At 36.0% G+C, this 23,469-nt stretch carries 20 protein-coding genes, 1 pseudogene and 2 riboswitches; of the genes and pseudogenes, 17 read left to right on the top strand and 4 right to left on the bottom strand.

What is annotated here, in order from left to right:
* The first annotated feature begins 706 nt into the window (after positions 1-706).
* Entirely contained in the window at positions 707-949 is a 243-nt protein-coding gene (locus AC1MGI_RS15365) for an indolepyruvate ferredoxin oxidoreductase subunit alpha (RefSeq protein WP_480345997.1), read from the top strand.
* A gap of 305 nt (positions 950-1,254) precedes the next feature.
* The gene (locus tag AC1MGI_RS15360; RefSeq protein WP_480345996.1) at positions 1,255-1,593 is read left to right on the top strand and encodes a hypothetical protein; all 339 of its coding nucleotides are present in this window, start codon (positions 1,255-1,257) and stop codon (positions 1,591-1,593) included.
* A 264-nt stretch (positions 1,594-1,857) separates the two neighbouring features.
* On the opposite strand, the gene AC1MGI_RS15355 is transcribed toward AC1MGI_RS15360, so the two are convergent.
* The 4 genes from AC1MGI_RS15355 to AC1MGI_RS15340 all read right to left on the bottom strand — a co-directional run bounded on the left by AC1MGI_RS15355 (position 1,858) and on the right by AC1MGI_RS15340 (position 6,483).
* Positions 1,858-3,009 (bottom strand): glycosyl hydrolase family 18 protein, encoded by a 1,152-nt coding sequence (locus AC1MGI_RS15355; RefSeq protein WP_480345995.1) that lies wholly within the window; start codon positions 3,007-3,009, stop codon positions 1,858-1,860.
* 615 nt (positions 3,010-3,624) lie between these two features.
* Entirely contained in the window at positions 3,625-4,548 is a 924-nt protein-coding gene (locus AC1MGI_RS15350) for a MerR family transcriptional regulator (RefSeq protein WP_480345994.1), read from the bottom strand.
* Between the two features lie 401 nt (positions 4,549-4,949).
* Positions 4,950-5,405 (bottom strand): CBO0543 family protein, encoded by a 456-nt coding sequence (locus tag AC1MGI_RS15345; protein ID WP_480345993.1) that lies wholly within the window; start codon positions 5,403-5,405, stop codon positions 4,950-4,952.
* Entirely contained in the window at positions 5,332-6,483 is a 1,152-nt protein-coding gene (locus AC1MGI_RS15340) for a DUF2515 family protein (protein ID WP_480345992.1), read from the bottom strand. The genes AC1MGI_RS15345 and AC1MGI_RS15340 overlap by 74 nt, the downstream gene beginning before the upstream one ends.
* 523 nt (positions 6,484-7,006) lie before the next feature.
* On the opposite strand from AC1MGI_RS15340, the gene purT reads away from it, so the two are divergent.
* From purT to AC1MGI_RS15265, 15 genes and pseudogenes are all read left to right on the top strand, one after another.
* Positions 7,007-8,164, top strand: coding sequence for a phosphoribosylglycinamide formyltransferase 2 (gene purT, locus AC1MGI_RS15335; RefSeq protein WP_480345991.1), 1,158 nt, complete (start codon positions 7,007-7,009; stop codon positions 8,162-8,164).
* A 168-nt stretch (positions 8,165-8,332) separates the two neighbouring features.
* A pseudogene (locus AC1MGI_RS15330) lies at positions 8,333-8,782 on the top strand (ATP-binding cassette domain-containing protein); the annotation flags it as partial.
* Between the two features lie 436 nt (positions 8,783-9,218).
* Positions 9,219-9,914, top strand: a complete 696-nt coding sequence (locus AC1MGI_RS15325; protein WP_480345990.1) for a response regulator transcription factor — start codon at positions 9,219-9,221, stop codon at positions 9,912-9,914.
* Positions 9,915-9,957: 43 nt separating this feature from the next.
* Positions 9,958-12,048: a sensor histidine kinase gene (locus AC1MGI_RS15320; protein ID WP_480345989.1), complete on the top strand. Its 2,091-nt coding sequence runs from the start codon at positions 9,958-9,960 to the stop codon at positions 12,046-12,048.
* Between the two features lie 633 nt (positions 12,049-12,681).
* Positions 12,682-13,569, top strand: coding sequence for an adenylyltransferase/cytidyltransferase family protein (locus tag AC1MGI_RS15315; protein ID WP_480345988.1), 888 nt, complete (start codon positions 12,682-12,684; stop codon positions 13,567-13,569).
* Between the two features lie 29 nt (positions 13,570-13,598).
* A complete protein-coding gene (locus AC1MGI_RS15310; protein ID WP_480345987.1) occupies positions 13,599-14,012 on the top strand; it encodes a cupin domain-containing protein in 414 nt (137 codons plus the stop codon).
* A 68-nt stretch (positions 14,013-14,080) separates the two neighbouring features.
* Complete coding sequence (locus tag AC1MGI_RS15305) at positions 14,081-14,494, top strand: cupin domain-containing protein (protein ID WP_480345986.1); 414 nt, start codon at positions 14,081-14,083, stop codon at positions 14,492-14,494.
* 96 nt (positions 14,495-14,590) lie between these two features.
* Positions 14,591-15,358 (top strand): hypothetical protein, encoded by a 768-nt coding sequence (locus AC1MGI_RS15300; protein WP_480345985.1) that lies wholly within the window; start codon positions 14,591-14,593, stop codon positions 15,356-15,358.
* Between the two features lie 90 nt (positions 15,359-15,448).
* Positions 15,449-16,669 carry an acyl-CoA dehydrogenase family protein gene (locus tag AC1MGI_RS15295; RefSeq protein ID WP_480345984.1) on the top strand — a complete coding sequence of 407 codons (1,221 nt, stop codon included), beginning with the start codon at positions 15,449-15,451 and terminating at the stop codon, positions 16,667-16,669.
* A 455-nt stretch (positions 16,670-17,124) separates the two neighbouring features.
* Positions 17,125-17,685, top strand: a complete 561-nt coding sequence (locus AC1MGI_RS15290) for an NADPH-dependent FMN reductase (protein ID WP_062179523.1) — start codon at positions 17,125-17,127, stop codon at positions 17,683-17,685.
* 322 nt (positions 17,686-18,007) lie between these two features.
* The gene (locus AC1MGI_RS15285; protein ID WP_480345983.1) at positions 18,008-19,075 is read left to right on the top strand and encodes an EamA family transporter; all 1,068 of its coding nucleotides are present in this window, start codon (positions 18,008-18,010) and stop codon (positions 19,073-19,075) included.
* Positions 19,076-19,381, top strand: a complete 306-nt coding sequence (locus AC1MGI_RS15280; RefSeq protein WP_062179528.1) for a hypothetical protein — start codon at positions 19,076-19,078, stop codon at positions 19,379-19,381.
* Positions 19,382-20,050: 669 nt separating this feature from the next.
* Positions 20,051-20,160: riboswitch (SAM riboswitch) on the top strand.
* 130 nt (positions 20,161-20,290) lie between these two features.
* The gene (locus tag AC1MGI_RS15275) at positions 20,291-21,274 is read left to right on the top strand and encodes an aliphatic sulfonate ABC transporter substrate-binding protein (RefSeq protein WP_480345982.1); all 984 of its coding nucleotides are present in this window, start codon (positions 20,291-20,293) and stop codon (positions 21,272-21,274) included.
* A 25-nt stretch (positions 21,275-21,299) separates the two neighbouring features.
* On the top strand, positions 21,300-22,139 hold the full coding sequence (locus AC1MGI_RS15270) for an ABC transporter permease (RefSeq protein ID WP_400628258.1): 840 nt from the start codon (positions 21,300-21,302) through the stop codon (positions 22,137-22,139).
* 12 nt (positions 22,140-22,151) lie between these two features.
* Positions 22,152-22,853: an ABC transporter ATP-binding protein gene (locus AC1MGI_RS15265; RefSeq protein ID WP_480345981.1), complete on the top strand. Its 702-nt coding sequence runs from the start codon at positions 22,152-22,154 to the stop codon at positions 22,851-22,853.
* Between the two features lie 383 nt (positions 22,854-23,236).
* A riboswitch (ZMP/ZTP riboswitch) is annotated at positions 23,237-23,315 on the top strand.
* Positions 23,316-23,469 lie beyond the last annotated feature (154 nt).

Below are 23,469 nucleotides of genomic sequence, written 5' to 3'. Positions count from 1 at the left end.
AATTATCTAAAAACCTTGGCCTGCACTTCGGACCAAGGTTTTCTGCATAAATGGCAGAATTTCGTTATCTATTTCATATTTAATTAACTCAATAGATTCTATTTATGTCTTTATCACTAATATAAGGTCGTATTTCATAAATAAAACATAACTGTTACTTCAGGGAGATTTCAAAATGCTTTCTCTCTCTTGAATACCACAAGTTCATATCACTCACTTCTACATAATAATTCCCATAAAAATCACTCATAATTTAATAATTCAAAGGATTTAAGCTGTTATAAAATCTTTATAACGTAATTCGTTTTTGAGGTGAAACGAACAAAAATAGTCCTCCCATGATCCTGCTCTAATTCAACCATACATTCCCTTTCATAACCTCATCATTCCATTATGACACTTACTGTTTATTTTTTAAAAAACTATATGTCGTACAATCAAAGAATCTTGATTATACGATGAGATATATCTTTGTGAATTTTAATAATGGACTTCCAAAATATTAAAAGGTGTACAGTATGTCTTGGGTATATATGTAAGATTTATATAATAATAATATTGAAGGGTTTAAAGATTAAATGGCACGATACCGTGAAAAAAATTTAGAATTATTTATGTTAGCACATTATATTGATGTACAAGCGATATTTTCCGATACAAAGACATATTTACGGAACCAAATACTCAATCTTGGAGGTAATGTAAAATGACATTTGTAATAACTTCACCATGCATAAAAGAGCTTGCAGTGGAATGTGTAGATGTATGTCCAGTAGATTGTATTTCAAAAGGTGATAATCAATATTTTATTGATCCAGATATATGTATTGATTGTGGTGCTTGTGAATCAGTTTGCCCTGTAAAGGCTATATTTTATGAAGATGATGTACCTGAAGAAGAAAGTGAATATATTCAAAAAGCAAAATCATTCTTTGGAACTAAATCATGATAAGTGAATACTCGCGTAACACCAATTATGAAAAATTGACAATAATTTGAAGATCAAATAGTAAATATTAATTAAGAAAGTAGCTGTTTCGAAAAGTAATATTTTTTCGGATCAGTTTTTTTATATTTTTGGTCTATACCAATAATACCTTATCCTTTTTAAGTTTCAATTAAGTTGTTATCCCTTTTTAACAAAACTTATTTGTTATGTAACTTCCTAGAAATAAAACTGAAAAAAATCATTGGTAATATTTTAAGAAGTGGTTTTTTTATGGGATATATTGTGAATATTCGAGGGGGAGAAAGATGGAGTCACACATAAAAAATGCTTTAAGCGAGTGGAAAAAAGAAATTAGTGAATTATTAAATGTGATTGAAAAAGAATATGAAGAAGTTAAACGTGAACTTCAAGTTTATTCTTATAAATTCAATATTACTAAACAAGTAGTACAATCTACTATTAATGATGAAATTATTCGAGACATACGCGATCTCTATCATAAGCCCTTCGAACAAAAAGTAAGCCAATTGAAAGAATCCATAAAAGAACTGGAAGAAAAGAAAAAAGTATTTCAGATGTTTGTTGATAAAATTGAAAAGGTATGTGAAAAAGAAGAAGGAAAGCCTTATGTTTCAGTCATATAAGTAAAGTAGTAGGAATTATTTGTATTACTGAAAAATATTTTTAAATGGGATATCTAATCGTTGAATCTTATCTCCTAAAAAACACGAATTCTTCTTTTGCTCGTATTTGCGAAAACATGTGATAGACAGTTGATTCAACAGTTCTTTTAGTTGAGTGAGGATGTCTCAAAAGGGTCAGTCTCTTTGGGTCATCCTCACTTGGTCTTTTCAAATATTTAGAGGAACATTGATACGGTACAAAAGGGAAGGATTAATCTATTCCTCTTAGTTTGTATTTTGTTTAAATACATAAATATCTTCAGCTCCCAGTGCTTTTGAAATAGCACTCGTCAAACTGTGTGATCCCTCTGCATCATGTCCGGCCTCCCATAGCATCATCCCACCGAAACCATGATCAAGTGCTAACTTTATTTTCTTTTGCACGGTCTTGGCACCATTATAATGGTATGTCGTTCCATTCATATTCACGATATCGTGTTCAGCATTATCTGGATTATTTTTGATGATTGCCGCATAGGAGATCTGCTTAACGGAAGGATCTTCTGGCTGAGCATAAAAGGGAACGCCCAATACAAGTTTTTCTTTTGAAAGATTATGAGTATCGAACAGGCTAGTCCAATAGTTTACGATATTCTCATTAAACGGGTAAGGAGACAAGTTGGCAGCGTCATACCCACCATCCCACTGACCGTCATAAGCCATAATATTTACATGGTCGACATATTCGAACATTGATGGTTCATACAGGACACTATTGATTTCAGCACCAGTAACACTGTTCACTTTAGCTTGAACTGCAATGGACAGTTCTTTATTTTTATGATGAAGCTTATCACTTAGTTCTTTGATGAAACTAGCTAGATGTTGAGCATCTTCCAAAGAACGTGGGTGTTCAAAATCGATATCTATGCCATCTAACTTTTCCCGGACTGTTATACTCACAAGCTCATTGACAAGCTTATATCGCGATGTCGGGTTAGCAATCGCCGTCTTAAAATACTCATAGGATTCTCCACCCTGGATGTGAAACCATCCGCCTACGGCTAGCATAATTTTTGTATCATGCTCATGCGCTTTTGTCACCATTATCCGTAATTTATTCAAAGCCACTTCTCCGTTAAGCAAAAGATCACCGTCCTTTGTCGGATGGGCGAAGGAGAACATAATATGTGTCAAATTGTCGTAATCAACCGCATTTGGATCTCGAAAATCCTGAACATAGCCAATTAACACTTTTGCTTGTTCCATTTCTAACCTGGGCATTTGCTTAGGTCCCGGCTTTCTTGCTGATTCGGTTGCTTGCTTCATTTTCAAGTTTTCTTGCTGATTGTTAGTAGAAAATAATATACCTGCAAAAAATCCTCCTGTGAAGGCTATGACCAATACTAGAGCAAGAAGGAATTTAAGATTATTCATAGATGTATACCTCCCTATACTTATTCAACATAAGAATTGTATCAAGAAAGTTGATACGTAGGGGATGGTAAAATCAAACATAACATATGTTTAGAGTAATAGAAGGAGTGTAAGCGAATAGGAAAAAATGAAATGAATTATACAATATAATAAAATTCGTTTTTAATCTTGCACGTTATTTAAGCAAAGCATCCGCCCACGGAGTATGTGCTGCAGATTCAGATACTCATTATCCTAAATATTTAGGTGTTTCTAGTGTGGAACAATGATAAATAGAAATGGGCAATATCATTGTATCTAAAATTGTCTATTCCTTCTTAGAACTCATTAATGGGTTGCGCTCAATTTGGTGTATCTGCTATAGAAAAGAGTGTTTACTTTATTTAATTTCTCTATGTGTTTCCAATAACTAAACAACACGGTACTAATAATAAGGGAATTTCGCCTAGATTTTAAAATTAAGCTAAGTTAAACAATATTGTTGATAAAACGATTTTGGTCTCATTCTTCTGAAACCGCAGCTTCAGAAGAATGAGACCAAAATCAAAAACATTATAAACATAGCCTAAAAATAAATAAGCTCGATCAAACTAAACAGGAGTCCTAGCCTTTTTCTTAAGATTTTAGCTGCCACCATTTTTTCTTCTTTTCTTTAGTTGCTGCGGCATCACGATAGGTTGATATCATCACTTTAAAGACCTCTTCAATTTTTTGTATTTCACCTGTCGATTGTTTTAGTTCGTTAAGAGATTCAATTAAATCATCCTGTCTAGTATCGAATGATTGTGTGATATGTCTTATATCATCCTTTGCTTCATTAACTGTTTGAGAAACTTTCTCTAGTACATTCTGATTCTCTATTTCAGTAACTTTTACAGTCAGATCCATTCGCTTTGAAAGCTTTTCGAAAGTAGCTTTCGAATCCTTCACAATGTCACTAGAAAGGGTTGCGAATGTTTCAGAAGTACGTTCCGAAGCTTTCATAACCATTTCCGAAATTGCATGAACTTCCACTTTTCTCTTATCATCAGATCTCTGAATTGATTTAGAAATATCTTCAACAGTTTGAAATGAGGCGTTTATAAACTCATTTTTGATCTCTTCAATGAGTACATTACGGCTTACCACCATCTCATTTTTGATTTCTGATAATAGATTCTCCTTAAATGTTTCCAAAGCAGTATTAAACTCCAGCATATTGTCTGTCTGACGACTCTGTGATGTCTGAATGGATGTCTCTTCTGCTGGCTGAATCGTCATTTCGAACGATTCGGAAGTAGGTTCCGAATCGTTTTTTATATGTTTTTTTAATAATGAACGAATCATCCCTTTACTTACATCTTGTTCACGCATCTCTTTTATTTTATTAAGCAGTGTGATCTCTTTCTCTGTATAATATCTAGCACCTTGCTTCGTACGAGGAATAATAAGAAGACCTTGTAAATCTCTTTCCCACTGTCTAATTGTCCCTGTTGGAATATTTATTTGCTTAGAAACCTCATTAATCGAATAGGCTCTTAAAATCTGACTATTGTTCATATCTCCATTCCTTTCTATTTTGCAACTTAATTTGGGCTAATTTAAGTTATATTCTTTATTGTGGTTCTCTTTTTCCTGCTACCTGACAAAAGTTATCAAAAGAAGGGGGGATTCAACAAAAAGTATTGATTTAATGCGAAATTCGCCGCTTATTTTCATAACTTTTCACCAAAAGGGCCCAGATTAGAGAACATTTATAACCAATCAATTCATTAGACATAATAAATTTTACATAATTGACCACCACTTAAACGACCACCTGATTTAAACAGATGATCGTTTAAGAAGGGGAATATTAAGAAACATTTTTCATAATAATGCAGGAGAATGAGGTATGGCAAAAACATTCATCACACAAAAAATAAAAAGTGGCCCTCTGTTTATCGATTAGCAAATGGGGGTCAGTCACGTTTTGACCAACTATAAAAAGAATAGATTAAAGTTAAATAGAGGGTATATCCGATCAATGAATAAATATGCTTCCATGAAACGCTATGAACAAAAAGACCATAGACTTCCGCTTGTTTTTCACCAACAGACATTAACATACTAAAAATGATAATGAGCCCTGCTTTTTTCCATGCGTTCACTTTATTACAGGCATAAAGAAAGACACCAATTAACAAGGGGAGGCCAATCAAAGTAAACACTATATTGATTGAAAAGACCGAAGACACAGGCCTAATAGGAAAGAAATAGAAGCCTTTTCCTATAAAATATAGATCGAGGTACGTTCCTAATAATGAGCCAAGCAGGACTGATGGCAGGAAATTTGAACTATTATTAATCCAAAAGGGAAATCGCCTTTTTTGTGATTGTCGCGAACTCAAGTCTTTCAAGTGTTTTACAATATTCATGTTTAATCTCTCCAACTATATTTTCTTTAGAATTGATTAAGTAATAGAGTATCCGCCAATCTTTGTACCAGTCAGCAATTCCTGCACGTATATGCATTCGATTCTTCCATACAAATATTAGTTTAGGGCTATAGAATCTCGTTGAGCCTGGTAACAGCTGGCATGATTTTATCCTTGTTTTCAATAGTCTACTCGGAGTTTCTTCATCTACGTAATTAAATATATGGGGCCAATAATCCATTCTAGAACCAGTATGAGGAGTTGAATTCGCCCATTTTTCTGTCATTTTTAAGCGCTGGTCATCACTAAACAAAATGGCATACAATTGTTTCCCTAGTATGATCCGCTTATGTAAATTCTCAAAATGATGTAGCGTTTGACCAGCTAGCTTCACCTTCCCATCCACTACATAAGGAAATAGAATATGATTCATGGAAAGGAAATCCTGTAATTTAAATTCTAATTTGCTGAAAACTTCTTTTTTAAAAGTAGGATTTTCAAGCACTCTTGATTCTAGATAGCTTTGTTCATTAATGATAAGACTAACAGTTAATATATATGGATCATGTTCACGCCAAAAATGATGCCAAATCGTTTCCATAAAAGTTGACACGTGTAAATGCTTTAACAGATAAAATAAGTTCTGTCCGTTTTTTTTACTTTCTTCATATACCAAAAATTGCGGGAACGCATCTTGAAAAATCAGCCAATTTCCTCGTTCTAAAAACGTGAAAAATGAATCCGCCTCATTCTTTGTCAATAGTCTTGGGAGTAATCCACCTTTTAAATCCGTCATATTCCATCCGCCATTTCGAGAAACCATATGTCCTAAAAAAGCCCAATGGATTTCCGGATGCACATTATAAAAGTCAAGATAGGCTTTCGTTCTTGTGACATTATTTTTATTCAGAATACATGTTTGATCTTTGATTTTCTGGACAAGAGCTGTTTCTTTCGGTGAAAGATTTTCATCTTTGAAGGATTTTTTGCTTTTATTCTTCAATTCTTTCTTTAGTTCCATAAGAGGTTCAGGGAGTATTACTTTTTTCTGATTCATGATCTTATTCCAAATGATCATTACCTCCTTGGGCAAATTCACTCGAACATCTATGAATATATAGCTAATGTGGAATGTTTAAAGGTAAGGAATGGATATAGCAGTAACCTGAGGGCTGGCATTATCCCGATAAATCGTGGAATTAGCCCTTGAAAACCGGAATATCCACTAATTGTTATATGATCATTCTATTAAGGACATTAGAAATTCATGATGAAAATTTAATGAAACAGCTTACGGTGCGGGATTTAAAGCAAACAAGAACAAATGCTTTTTTATGATGAACTCGCGTGGAACTAACATTAGCTATAGAAATATATTACGCTAGTGATAGCTGAGCATATAGTGGCGTTGAACTATTGGTTATCATTTAGTTATAGGGATTCAGACGAATAGATTCGTCTGATTATACGGGAATTCTGGATTTTACTACAGTAAGTGAATAATTATTCTTGAATAATAGGATAAAAACCGAATGAAATTACTTTTTTTTATAAAAGGATTCGTTTATAATGATTTGAACTAAACAGAGGGGGAAATTCATATGTATCAATCGAAAAAAATCTTATTATTAGGATCTGGTGAATTAGGAAAAGAAGTCATTATTGAAGCGCAAAGACTTGGCGTTGAGACGATTGCTGTTGACCGATATGAACATGCACCTGCTATGCAAGTGGCTGATCGAAGCTATGTGATTGATATGTTAGACCCACAGCAAGTTCGAAAGATTGTCGAAACTGAAAAACCAGATTTGATTGTACCGGAAATCGAAGCCATCGCTACATCTGAACTTATAAAATTGGAAGAAGAGGGCTTTCGTGTAATTCCTACTGCACGAGCGACCATGCTAACGATGGATCGCGAAGGTATTCGCCGCTTGGCCGCAGAGACTCTTAAGCTTCCTACAGCTAAATATGAATTTGCCAACACATATGAAGAATTTGTACAAGGGGCACAAGAAATGGGTTTTCCCTGCGTGATAAAGCCTCTTATGAGTTCTTCAGGTAAAGGGCAAAGTGTTTGCCGCTCTGAAGTGGAGTTAGAAGCATGTTGGAAAGTCGCGCAGAATGGGGGCAGAGTGCAAAATGGAAGGGTGATTATTGAAGAGTTTATTCAATTTGATTCAGAGATTACCCTTCTGACTGTACGTGCTGTAGGAGGGACGATCTTTTGCGCACCGATTGGTCATATTCAAAAAGATGGTGACTATATAGAATCCTGGCAGCCACATGATATGACGGAACAACAAATCCAAGAAGCTAAAAAGATTGCCAAAACCATTACGGATGAGCTTGGGGGATATGGAATATTTGGGGTAGAACTTTTCCTTTCGGGAGATCAGGTTTATTTCAGTGAGGTATCTCCGCGTCCGCATGATACCGGTTTAGTCACTCTTGTTACCCAAAATCTATCGGAATTTTCCCTACACGTTCGAGCGATTTTAGGATACCCAATCCCTGCTATTATTCAGGTTACACCAGGAGCCAGCCGCCCGCTAAAAGCTGGAGAAGAATTAAATACTTACAAAATTGGTGGGTTAGATGAGGCGTTAGCTGTACCTAACACAGAAGTACGAGTATTTGGAAAACCAGTAACAAAGGTAGGTCGTAGGGTTGCAGTTGCTTTAGCTACTGCAGATAGCACGAAAAAAGCGCGGGAGAATGCGAAACAAGTATTGGATAAGTTGAATGTCCTAAAGTAGTTTGACGTTAGAGAAGACACAAAAAAACGCGCTAAATAAAAAAGCAAGGTTGTGGCAAGATCCAACTCCTTCAATGATTAACCAATCATTGAAGGAGTTAAGATCATGTAATATTAATAGAATCAAATAACAAACAAATACTATAGTTTGCTAATACATTAAATATCCCCAAACATGACAGTCAAAGATAATCTGGAGGCCGCCCCTAGAGTGTTGAAAAAAGAGCCATCCAGTGTAATCTAACAATGAAGTGCTGAGCTCCTGGAGAAAGTTGGGCTCTCTAATCGGGCAACGGCTTACCCAGAAAATCTCTCGGGTGGTCAAAAACAAAGAGTAGCCATTGCCCGAGCTCTTATGATGAATCCTGAAATTCTGCTGTTTGATGAACCAACTTCCGCCTTGGATCCGGAATTGACAGGTGAAATACTGCAAGTAATGAAGCACTTGGCTGCAGAACCCATGACTATGATTGTCGATATCCATGAGATGGAGTTCGCTAAGGTAGTAGCAAACGGGGACATTATCGAATCAGGACATCCGGCCGATTTGTTGACGAATCCAAAGTTTGACCGAACAAAAGCTTTCTTAAACCTTAGTTTGAAAAAATCCATAACATAGCTCTATTAATAGTATAGTTCTCATAGTGAACTTAAATGCGGCTGAAGAAATGGGATTTCTAGTTACTAATACTAAACTATATGGACGGTTTTCAAATTGAATGACACACTCTGCTAAGCAGAACCTCTCACTAAGGGAAATTCTGCTTTTTTCACCTAATAAAGCTTATAAAACGATTTTTAGCCGAAAACATAATCAAATAATACTAGTTTTGTTGTGTTAAAATATATAAATAAAGGAAAATGATAGAGATGGTATTTATAAACGGTTATTTGTGTACTTCATTGTAAAGGTGTTTTGACTAAACATTTCAAAACGTCAGGTTTTCTTTTAAAGGTATTGAAAGCGCTTTTATTTTTTGGTAATCTTTATAGAAGATACATAGATGAAAAATTCAGATAATGGGTTAAAATTAGGAAGTTGGAGGTCATCATACTTGGATGAAATTTTAATTGTTGAAGACGATGCGGATATTCAGAAGATTTTATCGATGAATTTATCTCTTGAAGGGTTTGCTTATACGATTGCTTCAACTGGAATGGATGCTATTAAAAAGGTTCGGGAAAAAACACCAGATCTTATTCTTTTGGATATTCAATTACCCGATATGAATGGAATTGATTTATGTCAGCAACTGAGAGAAATGACAGCCGTACCCATCCTGTATGTAACCTGTAATAATGAAGATAAGGAAAAAATTCTTGCTTTTGCAATGGGAGGCGATGATTATATTGAAAAACCCTTCAACTCAAGAGTTCTAATCGCCCGCATTAAAGCCCACTTAAGACGAAATTCAATTAATCACAATCAAAATACGTTAAAAAGGCAAATCACTTTTGATGATATCGTCATCGATCTATCAGCTCGGGAAGTAAAGCGAAATGGCCAAGTGATTGAATTAACAGCAAAGGAATTCGAATTGCTTACTTTTTTTGCCCAACACCCCAATCAAGTATTTTCAGCAGAACAGCTATTAAATCAAATTTGGGGATATGATTCGTTTAGTGAGAAAAGTACGATTATCGTTCATATTTCAAACTTGAGGAAAAAGATTGAGGATTATCCAGTAAACCCATCCTACATTATTACAATGAGGGGGGTCGGATACAAGTTTGTTCAAACGTCTCTTTAAGATAAAAAAATCCCACTATTTTAAAATATTAGCATTTACAACAATGATCTCTTTTATTCCCTTTGTTATGATCGCTGCATACAGTATGTATCAAGGGAGCAATCTATCAAACCAAATCTTGAAAGACCAAATAGCCAATACAAAAAAAGAAGTTTTATCACAAAAACTCTTGTATTTACAAAAAGAAACTCAAAATTTGAATACAGATTTGCACAATCTCGAAAACACATTAAGATTAATTCAAAAACAAGCTGAAACTATTTATAGTCGACCTAACCTAGCTCTTTCAAATGAATTACATGTAACAAAGGGAAAAGAAGGTTACTTGTGGGAAACATTTGACGATAAATATGAAAAAACAAATGTTTTTATTAGTTCGAGATCAAGCGATTTGGTTGATACAGCAATAAATGAACTGAAAATCGCAAAGCAACTTGAACCATTGTTCGTTCAAACGATGGAAAATGAAACGATGATCAATGCCGTTTACTTAGCGTTACCAAGTTCTTCTTGGCTGTATTATCCGTTTTTAGACGTAGAGGCAGCCATTTCTTCAAAAAAATTTGCACCTAATCTGCGTTTTCAAGAGTATGAATTTTATACAGTTGCTTTAAATCCACAACGGAAAGTGAAGTGGACGAAACCTTATATATGGTCGGCTAAACCGATGGGGGATGTAACGAAAGAGGATTGGCTTATTTCAGCTGGAGCACCTGTTTATTTGACGACAGGCGAATTCAAAGGGATGGTAGGTTTAGATGTTCCTATTGAAAACATAACAAACAAATTAATGGACGTCAATTTCAGTGAACCTAACGCCTTTGCCTTTTTAATTGATGATAAAGGTACTTTTATTTCGGGACAAAATAAAGCAGAAGGGATCCAAAAGAACGTACCTCTTATGAATAGCGCTTTAAAAAATAAAGAAGGCATCTTGCCAATAACCTATTCCAATTCAAAGGCGTATCTTTTATCTTCATCATTAAATAACGGATGGCGTCTCAATTTTATCATTTCAGAGTCTGATATTGTCGAACCGATTGTAAAAAGTACAGAGGCACAAACGAATAAGCATATGCTGCTTTTTTTATCTCATCTTTTAGTATTTTTACTATTCGGAATCATTATTCTGTTGTATTTGACATACCGTTTTTCACGAACAATCACCCAGCCAATTGATCAGTTAACTACTGCGCTAAGAGAAAGTGCTGACGGCAATTTTGTGAAAGAACTTCATATTGAGCAAGAAGATGAAATTGGTAACTTGGCGGTAGCGTTTAATTTTATGAATCAAAAAATCCAAGAATTAATTGGGGAATTAAACTTAAAAGCTCATCAACTGGAAGACAAAGTGTTAGAGCGAACAAAAGAGTTGGAAAATGCTAATGAACGGTTAATTAATATAAACCAACAACTTCAAGAATCAGAAAAACGGAGAAAAGAATTTATGTCACAGATATCTCATGATTTAAAAACGCCGTTAACGTCCGTACGGGAATACACAGAAATCTTAGTTAATCATCAGTTACTTCCTGAAGCCCAGAAAAAAGAAATTATGAATTCCATACTACTACGAAGTAATCATATTATCCAATTAATAAATGACTTATTTGATATGAACACGGATGATGATGGAGATTACATAAAAGAAGTCATTCCATTTGATTTCTTAATAGAGCAATCATTAAACATGATTGCGATCCGATCAGAAGGGTCCGATATTGAAATTACTGAAAACTATGAAATAGGTTCATTGTTCATTTTTGTTGATCCTAAGAAAATGAATCGCGCCTTTATTAATATTTTGGAAAATGCTATTAAGTATTCAAAATCAATAAATGATGAGAAAATAAAAATAGATATTTTTGCCTATCAACAAAATGATAACCTGGTCATAAAGTTCAAAGATTACGGAATAGGTATATCGGAAACAAATAAAGAAAAAATATTTCTTCCATTTTATAGAGAGAAAAGGACAAGAACTGAAAAAATCCAAGGCAATGGATTAGGTCTGTCTATTGTTCAAAAAATTATTGCGGCACACGAAGGTCATATTTTAGTGGAAAGCAAAGTAAGCGTAGGAACGACGATTACCATTGTGTTGCCTTTAGTAGAAACATCAGACATTGTCTAGTATGCAAACTCGCTTTATCGTATTTAGTAGAAATTAAAGTTCGCTCTAACGTATAGAAGAACTTGAGGGTGTCCTAAACAAAAGGTCAGACTCATATTTACTATAATATCGTTTATAAACGGTTTATAGGGGTGTGAGATCTTGATCCTTGGGGACACCCTCTTTTTTTGCATAAGGAAGTCATTATTATTCCGTTTGTCGACAGGATGTGGGTAAAATAGTGCAAATTCATGTTATTGAAAATTTATCGTTAGTTTAGATTGACTTTAGGATAACTTTATAAATAAATATTATGATACATGTATAGAAAAAAGTTACAGCGAAGAGATGCACAGTTTGAATGAAACGAACGCTACTATCGTAATTCAGATTGTTTGACCGTTTATAGTGTAAGCGTTATCACGTGTAATCATCATCCACCTAGAACAATTAGAAACATATTTGTATGCAGGGAAGAAATGATTGTCGCTAACAAACAAGAGATCAACATAATGCCGGAGCAGTTGAACGATTCGTGTTAAAGACCAACTATAAAGTTACATTTGACGGTGAAAGCGCTGGAGTTGCTTATTGTTAGCAAATCGACTGACTTAAACCTTCAATTCTATAATTGAACGGTTAGGAGGCGGATATGTGGAAGTCATTTATGTAAATGAAAGCAACAGGCATTTGTTTCTAGCAGAATCTGAACCAAGTGTGATTGCTTTAGGATTTTTTGATGGGGTTCATCTAGGTCATCAACAAGTCATCAACGAAGCTATAAAAATCGCTGATGAAAAGCAACTGCAACTCGCTTGTATGAGCTTTTTCCCCCATCCAAAAGAAGTACTTAAAAGAGATAAGAAAAAAATTCAATATTTAATGCCGATGTTAGCCAAGCAAAGAATTTTGAAAAAGTTAGGTGTGCAAAAATTTTACATCGTGCAATTCGATCCGGATTTTGCTTCGTTAACACCAGAGCAATTCGTACAAAAATATCTCCTTGATTTCGGAGTAAAGTATGCGGTTGCAGGATTTGACTTTACTTATGGACAATTTGGCAAAGGGAATATGGATCGAATAAAAGCGGACTCTAACCACGTCATTGAAGGAATAAAAGTAAAGAAAGTGGAGATTGAAGGCGAAAAAATAAGCTCTACTCTAATAAGAAATTTAATTTCTACCGGAAAAATGGACATCATTCATCGTTACTTAGGCGAACATTATCAGATCAAAGGGAAGGTTTTTTCAAATAATACAAGTGTTGAAGTAGTACCGAGCCCTTATTATCTACTTCCTCCCCCTGGAGTATATGAAGTATCTGTTTTAAAAGGGGGTGAATCATACGACCAAGTCGTATTAGTCACACAAGATGCTGCTAAAATAATTTTTCCTGCACACAGCATGCGATTATTAGAAAACCAAGAAGACATTCATATAAGCTGGATAAATCGTTTGTCTCCTGGATTGTTCACGATATTGGAGCAACACCCTAAATATAACATGATGAATAAACCGGTTTTTACTTCCGGACTATTATAAAAAAATATAAAAATAATGGAGGAACAAAAATGAGTACAGAAACTACATGGTTAGATGAATTAACGTATTTAAATGATAAACCAGGTGTTAAGGTCATAAAAGCTGGGACATATAAAAAGAAGGAATTAAATAGTATTCTTGGTATTCCAAATCTTGAGAGCCAAATTATTGATGTTCCAGTTTGCACAGATAAGCATGCTTTACAAATGGGTTACTTCTCTATGCAAAATTCAGAAGATTTCGAATTCATGTACACATTTTTAGAAATAAAAATCGTCTATAGAGGGAAAATAATTGTTCGTGACGAGCACGGGAAAAAGTATATCGCTGAAGAAGGAGATGTATTCGTTTTCAGCCCAACTACAACCGTTATATTTGACGGTGAAAGCGACGGAGACGCTTTTTATACCGCACATCGTCTGCCTGAACCCTCGTTTATCTAAGTAATAAAAATAGTGAGTAATAGAATTTGAATATATGATAATAAAAAAACTGTTAGGAGTGGGTAAACATGAGTCAATCAACAACAGAAGCAAAAAACTATGATTATTTGAGCAAAGCACCTGGTTTCCAAATTATTAAAGCAGGCACTTACCAAAAGAAAGAATTGAATGGTCTGCTAGGAATCCCAGCACTAAAAAGCCAAATCATTGATGTTCCTGTTACATCAGAAGAAAATGCCATTTCAATGGGATACTTCGATATGCAGCCAGGTGAAGAATTTGAATTTGTCTATGAGTTTTTAGAAGTGAAATTCGTCATCAAAGGTCAATTTATATTACGGGATATAGAAGGAAAAAAATATGTAGCAAAAACAGGAGATGTAATCATCTTTACGCCTAATGTACCGGTGATTTTTGATGCTGAAAGCGATGGAGAAGCTTTCTATACAGCCCATCGTATACCTGAACCATCATTTTTGTAAAACATGCTGGAACATAAACAAAAAACAGTATGACCCCAACTGAATAACGTTTAAATATTCTAATTTACCTTAAATGAAAAAAGGGGGGATCCAGCGATGCATACAGTCAATGCCATGAGCTATCAGGACTTTGACTTTGAATTAGAAGGTCAGAAAGTACTGTTAGAAGATATTTTCCCGAATTTCAATGAATATGACCGCGTTGGAGTGGTCGTAAGAGAAACAGGTGGCGGAACTGGTGCGAGTAGTTTACTAATGTCGGCACTTACAAGATTTTATGATTTTTTTCGACCTAATCTTGGTGTTGAGCCTGGGCAACAGTTTATTTATCCCGAGTTTTTTATCTTCCATGTAGGGAAGCTGCATATGACCCATTATTGGATGGATATTTGGCCGCCGCATAAAGAGATTATCGTTGAGGATGATCCTGAACAAATTTTAGAAGCGATTAATGACCGCGGCATTACACGGTTGCTCGTGGAAGACATTACGCCTATCCAACCTGTTTTTTTAAGAGAAACATTAAATAGTGCGAAACATCGAGTTGTTAGCGCATTGGCTTATTCTCCGACAGGTCGTGTTGAAAATAGCGATGTCCAGATCACCAGTTGTGAAGCTGCAGAAAAAAATGTACTTGACACTATCAAAGTTTCAGAAGATCTTTCGAATGAAGAAATGGCTCTATTACTAGAACGACGGAACTCTCTTAAAACGAATGGGCGTGTAACTGAAACATATCGCCGCATCGAAGTATCCAATGCTTTGAACATGCTTACTCAAAATACTGAACCGGGTCCTACTACCCGAAGCTATTTTAAAATGCTTGAAATGGAAGATGGGATTTCGAAAGACAAAGTCATTTAATTGAATCTACACCTATATTAATCTACATCAATATTAAATCATATTGATATCCTATTAATTTAAATAAAAATTGCTGAGGAGTGAAGATTCATGTCAGTTTCTAACACAGTATTAAATGAAGGTATTATGCAAATTCCAAGCTGGTGGACTTGCCCTCCAGGTTATGAAGAATTACAAGCGAAGGCACACGCACTTGGAAAAAATGAATTGCTAGAAAGAGCTGCAATTTCTGATCAGGAAAGCCGCTATCCTCGTGAAAGTATAAGTAAAATTGCTGAAGCAGGATTTGGCGCTGTTACCCTTCCGAAAGAGTATGGTGGACTTGGAGCTGGACTTACTGGTTTTGCCGTATTATCTGAAAGTTTCGCACAATATTGTGCATCTTCAACGATGTGTTGGGTTATGCATACAGCTGCTGTTCAAACACTATTTTCAGCTGGTAACGAAGAGCAGCGTCAGCGTTTTATTCCTGATGTTCTTCGAGGAAAAATCGGCGGGTTAGCTTTTAGTGAACCAGCAACTGGAAGTCACTTTTGGAATGTAGTTAGTGAAGCCCCGCGTCTCGGAAATGGCTACTCATTGAATGCAGATAAATCATTTGTTACAAGTGCTGGAGAAGCTGATTGGTATGTCGTGGCGACAACGTATCCAGAAAGTACAGATTCTGATAAATTAATGTTCTTACTTGTAGAAAATGGGCAAGAGGGGATTACGCAATTTCCATTCTCTGCAATGGGACTTCGCGGAAATTCTAGTGGACCAATGAAATTTAGAGATGTATATGTCCCGGCTGAAAACCGTCTCGGCAGTGAAGGTGGGATGAATTATCACAATGATAATACCATCGATCCACTGTTTTTATTAGGAACAGCTGCTTGTTGGACTGGAATTGCACAAGGTGCTCTTAATGCAGCAATTAATGGTGCGAAGAAAAAGGTTCATGCTGATACCGGAAAATCAGTAGCTAGTTATCAAGTCATCCGTCATGAATTGGCGAAAGCGCAAATAATGGTGGACAGTGCAAGAAGTATGCTTTATCGAACAGCTGAAGGTCTGGATAAAGCTATTGCAAATGGGACGCCACTAGGAGAATGCCTCTTCCCAATTTGGCAATTAAAAACTCATGCAGCTGATATCGTTATTCAAGTAACGAACCAAGCACTACAAGTTTCAGGAGGAAGAGGCTATTTGACAGGTCAAGTAGAAAAATATTTACGTGATGGTCGCGCTGGTGCAATAATGGGACCTACAAATGAAATTTTACGTGAGTGGATTGGTAATACATTAATCGATGTTCCATGGTTTGAGTAAATTATAGAAGAAATTAAATTTCCATTTATATTCCAGGACCGAAACGAAGTGGTTTGGTTCTGGTATATACCTCTTTTGAAAGGGTATGGCCCATTTCAACCTAAAACAATTAACATCTTCTCGGTAAAAATGGCACTGGGATTCCGTAAGTTTTTCTTTTTTGGAGTGGTACTTCATTTATTTGTTATAGGGGCACACATAATAAATCCTCTTTGGACTCACCTCAATAATAGGAGAAAGGAAGCCACCCTTCATCGAAGATTAGTATGATGTTATTATGAGTCAAATACTTCCAGTTAAATTTTCGGAATATTTTGCATTTTAATCTTTTGAATAACCAAAAAATATCAAGACCATTTAGTTTTGAAAGTCGAAAGATGGTACAAGTAAATCCTTGTTTCCGCTAACTCGACATATGCCAACAGGATTATATTAGTATAAGGAGGATATTTAGCATGAAGTTACTAGGGATATCAGGAACAATTACTGGATCGAAACCACGAGTTGTCGTTCAACAAGTATTAGACGAAGTAAAGCGAAACAACCCGGAAATTGAAGTAGAATTGCTCGATTTGAAGGATTATAATATTCAGTTCTGTGATGGCCGTAATCCGTCATCGTATACGGGGGATACGAAGAAAGTGATCGATATTGTTTCCACAGCAGATTTTTATATTATTGGTACTCCAATTTTCCAAGGTTCTATTACTGGCGCTCTTAAAAACTTATTCGACTTAATCCATCCGAAAGATTTTCGCAATAAAGTAATGGGCTTTATTGCTACAGGGGGAACATATCAACATTATTTAGTCATTGAAAATCAATTGAAGCCAATTGCCGGATATTTCCGTGCATTTGTTGCACCAGGATTTGTTTATGCTCATAATGACCATTTTAGTCCTCAAAATGAACTAGTTGATAAAGAAGTATTAGAACGTGTGACCGCTTTAAGTGAAGAAGTCGTCCTTATGCAGAAAGCACTAAAAGCTTCAAAGAGCGCTATTCAATATAATTGAAGGGCAAGTTGAGGTGATCAAACATTAAACGAATCATTAATGAAAAAAAGAATGAACAGCGTGTAGAATAACCTCTTTTTTCTAAGAATTCAACTAGGGAAAAGAGAGTTTTTCTTTTTAGAAACATTAACTATTTAGGAATAGCCGAAACAATGATTTTCTTGATTATTAAAGTGTTAAATGTGCAATTCTTCTCAACTGAACTTAGCCTATGGAAGTTGTTGGATATACGAATAGTTTCTTAGATGATAACGGTAATGAATTTCAGCGAGCATTAGGATATGAAAATGAAGCTGTAATCATTACATTAGGAGGGGCAATTATGAGTTTAGTGGATATTGCTAGAACTAAACACAAAGAGAAGACAGTACGTTTGGGCTTTATGTGGGCTTTATGGGCAGCTATATTGTGGGGAGCATGGTATGTACCTGGATCAGCGATTTGGTATGAGTTTCCTTTCGTTTCCATGCCTTTTCTTACAAATTCTGAATATGTGACAGCGGCAGCCGTAATAGCCGGGTTAAATGCAATCGCTGTTTTATTGTTTATGTTTGTGTGGACAGGCGTTTTAGGTAAATGGAAAGATTACGGACGGACGATTGTTCAGTTTAAAAAAGTGACGAAATGGTATTTTGTAGCCGCAATTTTCGGCGGACCGATGGCTATTTTCGGAAGCTTTTTAGCGATCGGCTTTATTGGCGGTGTTTTTGCGGCAGTGGCAGCATTAATGTATCCCATCGTAGGTTCTATACTAGCGTACAAATGGTACGGTGAAAAGATAACTCGGAGGGCTGCTATTGGTATCGCTATGATTATTATCGGTGGGATCGTCGTATTTGCTCCTGGTATTTTAGGAGAGCTCAAAGACAGCTCAGGCGCTTGGTTAGGATACTTAGGCGGATTAATGGCTGCCATTGGCTGGGGCATTGAAGGCGCCATTGCTGGACGAGCACTGGATGTTACAGATCCTGATATTGGCTTAACACTTCGATTTACGGGTGAAGTCTTCTGGTGGGTAGCGGTAATCTTTCCGCTGTTTATCCTATTTGGTGATGTGCCCATTGTTCCAATGATCGCAAAAACGATGACGTTGTTACCGATAACTTGGCTGCTTTTAGCCGGCATTACATTTGGCTTTTGCTACGTATCATGGTACAAGTCCTTCCCATTAATTGGCGTTGGAAGGGGTCAAGCAATCGGAGACTTATATGGAATCTTCGCCATCATTTTTATCAGTATCTTCACCCTTACTCCGCCAGAATGGAATTTCGTTTTGGGAGCATTGGTTGTAATAATCGGCGGGTTTGTCATGTTTACTGAAAAACGGGATGTACTAGAAGTCATCCGTACCGTACCTTCAGACAAGAAAGAAAAAGAGGAGGCGATATAAATGCCGAAAATTCATATTAAAGGAAGGATTCTACAAATCATACGTGAGCATACGATGGAAAGACCAGACAAAGGAATATGGGATTATGATATTGCCAAGCAAATTCTGAAAGAATACGGGTTGGCTGGAGCATATGCCTTAGGGAATGTCCGAGTAACATTAACTGATTTGTTTTCAGGAGCGCTTATAGAAACCATTGATGAAAAGTTAGACAAGGGTGAGCACTTTAGTAAGGGTAAGTTATTATTTAAATATTCTCTTACAAGCTTCGGTGAAGCCAGGATGCGTGATACAGGAATCATTTAACTAACTAAGGAGTGGATTATATGCCTGAAATGAGCGAGTTTTGGGGCTTTGAATTAGCTCCATATATTTCGATATTTGGAATAACTGCCTTGGCGCTATTTTGTCTTTTTACAGCTAGGACGTATGTGAAGAAATTATGAATTGGTTTGATTGTGTCAGAATTTAAGGTCTAAAATATTTTATTAATGATGATCGATGGTTCGATGGCTTCGAGTACGAAAACTCGTAGCCATTTTTTTTTACCAACAAGAAGATCTATTATATTATCTTGATTCAGTATAAATTGAATAGATATTTTCAAACAGTTTTCTTTATTAATTTAGAAGTATTTGTTTTGCTAAAAACGAAAGGTAAATAGATCATAACGGATTAATTCCTCTTTTCTACGGTAATCCCAAATGAATGACCAAAATAAATGGTAGTTATGTGCTTTTATTTTAACCTCAATTTAATGTGACAGTAGGACAAATGACTTTTTAAACTTTATGTATATTTTCACTCGACAGATAATTCATTTACATAGATCTTTGTGGTGAAAAAAATGCAAGTTTTCTCTAAGATTTTAAATTAATTAAAATGAAAGTTGAAAATTCAGAAAATTGTTGACATCCATTTTCAGGTGATTTATACTTCAAAATAGATGAACACCCTAATTAAATAATAAATACACTCTTATCGAGAGCGGCGGAGGGAATAGGCCCTGTGAAGCCCGGCAACCATTAAGTGAATGCTTAAAAAGGTGCTAAATCCTGCAGATCATGTGATCTGAAAGATGAGGGAGGTTTTTTTTATTAAAACCCTCTTCTTACTAGAAAGAGGGTTTTTTTATGATTATTAAACCAAGTAAACAAATGGGGACTGTTTAATTTATGGGTAGAAGAAAAAATAGGGAAAAGTGGAGGTATTAAAATGAAGAATAGGCTTAGAAGTACACTGGCACTAATTGGATTAATATTGCTTTCTGGTTGCTCGAATGATGTAAGTGGTACTGGGACAGATGCTAAACCAAAGAAAATTATCCTCGATTATGCGTATTATTCACCGGTCAGCTTGGTATTAAAGGATCAGGGCATTGCTGAAAAAAAATTCAAAGATGAAGGCATTGAAGTTGAATTTGTACTTAGTCAAGGATCAAATAAAGCGTTAGAATTCCTTAGCTCAGAGAGTGTTGATTTCGGTTCCGCTGCCGGTGCGGCTGCACTATTAGCCAAAGAAAAAGGTACACCAATCCAAACCGTTTATATTTCTTCCAAACCAGAGTGGACAGCACTTATGGCGAAAAAAGGTACAATCAATTCTGTATCTGATTTAAAAGGCAAACGTATTGCAGCTACACTTGGTACTGACCCCTATATTTTTCTGTTGAGAGCCCTGAAGGAAGCTGGTCTTTCCTCAAAAGATGTCGAAATTGTCAACTTACAGCATAGTGACGGTGCCCTAGCCGTACAATCAGGTGATGTTGATGCCTGGGCTGGTCTTGACCCTCATATGGCAAAGGTCGAATTGGAGTCAGACATTCAAATCTTTTATCGTAACCCAAATTTCAATAGCTTTAGCACACTTGATGTTCGCGAGGAATTCGCTGAGAAATACCCCGTTTATGTTGAGAAAGTCCTTGAAGCATATGAAGAAGCGCGTCAGTGGACAATTGCCCATCCAGATGAAACGACAGAAATCCTTGCTAAAGAAGCTAACATTTCATTAGAAGTAGCAAAAAAGGAATTGGAACGAAATGACTTTTCAGAACCGATTCCAAGTGATGAACAAAAGACTATCATTATAGGGTCAGGTGAAGTTCTAAAAGAAAATGGTTTATTAAAAAGTTCGACTGATGTTGAAAAACTGACTGATAAACTATTTAATTCTAAATTTTCCGAAAAAATCCTCAAATGATGGATCAGAAGGGATTGAGAATAGAATGTTGGAGCATAGAGAACATGCAGTTTTAAGTAAGGTGAATAAAACAAAAGAATCACGTTTCACAAAGCCGAAGATAAATCGCAAAGTATTGCTTGGTAGCATCCTGCCGTTGACACTGTTGATTATCTGGGAAGCTTCCGGCAGGATGGGGATAATCGAATCGCACCTTCTTCCTATACCTTCAGTAATAGTAGAAGGGCTGTATCAGATGGCATTGGAAGGAACTCTTTGGGGTCATATCGGAACAACTTTAATTAGGGTATTTGCCGGTTTTCTTATCGGAACATTCACAGCAGTTATAATTGGATCACTAGTCGGCTATATGAAGATTTTCGAAGAATTAATAGATCCAATTATTCAGGCCTTTCGCTCCATCCCATCTCTTGCTTGGGTTCCATTATTCATCTTATGGATGGGCATCGGGGAATCCTCTAAGGTAATATTGATCGCAGTCGGAGTGTTTTTCCCAGTTTATCTGAATATGGTCGCTGGGATACGGGGTGTAGACAGAAAACTGATTGAAGTCGGTAAAATTTATGGATATACGTCCTTTGAAATTGTCAGCAAAATTATTCTTCCCGCATCGCTTCCTTCATTATTAACAGGAATCCGAAGTGGCCTCGGACTTGGTTGGATGTTTGTTGTCGCTGCTGAAATCATGGGAGCCTCAAAAGGACTCGGATACTTGCTAATAGTGGGACAGAATACGTATTCTCCTGATGTTATTATCGGAAGTATTATCTTATTCGCCATTCTTGGGAAATTCACTGATTGGCTTTTGAAATTTATTGAAGAACGCTCACTAAGATGGCAAGATAGTTATGCAAATCAACGTTAGGAGGGACTTAGAATGTTGTCCGTAGAGCAAGTTTCGCGAACATTTAATCATAAACAGGTTGGTTTTACAGATGTTTCGTTCACCGTCAAGGAAGGGGAAGTCATCGGTATCCTAGGCACGAGCGGCTGCGGGAAAAGTACATTGCTTCGAGTTCTAGCAGGGCTTGACAAGAACTATACGGGCAAGTTCACATGGGAAAAGGAGCAGGTCGGGATGATGTTTCAGGAGCCCCGTTTAATGCCGTGGCTAACAGTGGAACAAAATGTCGGTTTTGGAATGAAGGGTGATAGCAACTCTACTATTCAAGAGCTGCTCAAGCTAGTAGGATTAGCGGGATTTGAAAAGCTTTATCCTAAGGATCTTTCAGGGGGGATGGCCCAACGGACAGCACTAGCACGGGCACTTGTAACTGAGCCCAAGGTTATATTACTCGATGAACCATTCAGTGCGGTTGATGCTTTTACAAAAATGCAGCTACAGAAGCTTTTGCTTTCCATCTGGAAACAACAGAATACAACCATGTTGCTTGTTACTCATGATATTGATGAAGCATTATTTCTATGTGACAAGATATTCATCCTTAGAGGCCAACCTGGTGAATTGTATGAGACGATAATAATTTCGGAACCTAAACCGCGAGATCGCGGCGATTTTAAATTAACTACTAGGAAGGCTGAAATCCTTTCTTTACTTGATTTAAAACAAACTGTTTAAAATGAATACCTGCATATTAATTTGGGGATAATTAAAAACTTGTGTATTTTGATTTGACGAATGAAGATATCTTTACATGAGAGAATCGGAAGTAAAGTTACATTACCTAAAGTGTTTGAGAACGCTTTAATATCAAGAGATATAGTTTTCTATAGGATGTGTGATTCATATTTTAGTTGCTAACGACCAAGTTGTATTGGAAGGGAATTAGAATTGGATTGAAGTGAATTCTGTTACATGGTTGTTTATTATAAATTGAGTTAAACCATATCAAGTGTACGAGAAAATTGTACCAAACAATTCATTCAAAAGAACTAAAGTGGATTAATCTTAAAATGATAGTTGAAGATTGCTGAATAATTTGATAAAATGTAATAAATGAAAAGACTATATGTAACTGGCGAAACGCGGATAACCGTGAGGGAGCATATAGTGTCGTAGCCGTTCGCCTGGGCAGAGGTAAGGGAAATTCCCCTTGCCTCTTTCTGTATATTAGGAGAAAATATTGAAGTAGATGCTTCTTTTAAATGCTATTATTATAGAAAATGCAGCTTTTCATAAAATTTGAATAGTGACAAGTTTCTTTATGGGGAATTTGAAAACTATCATACATAAA

This window comes from Peribacillus sp. BM1, from assembly GCF_056679975.1.
This window is presented reverse-complemented; position numbering and strand designations above follow the sequence as displayed.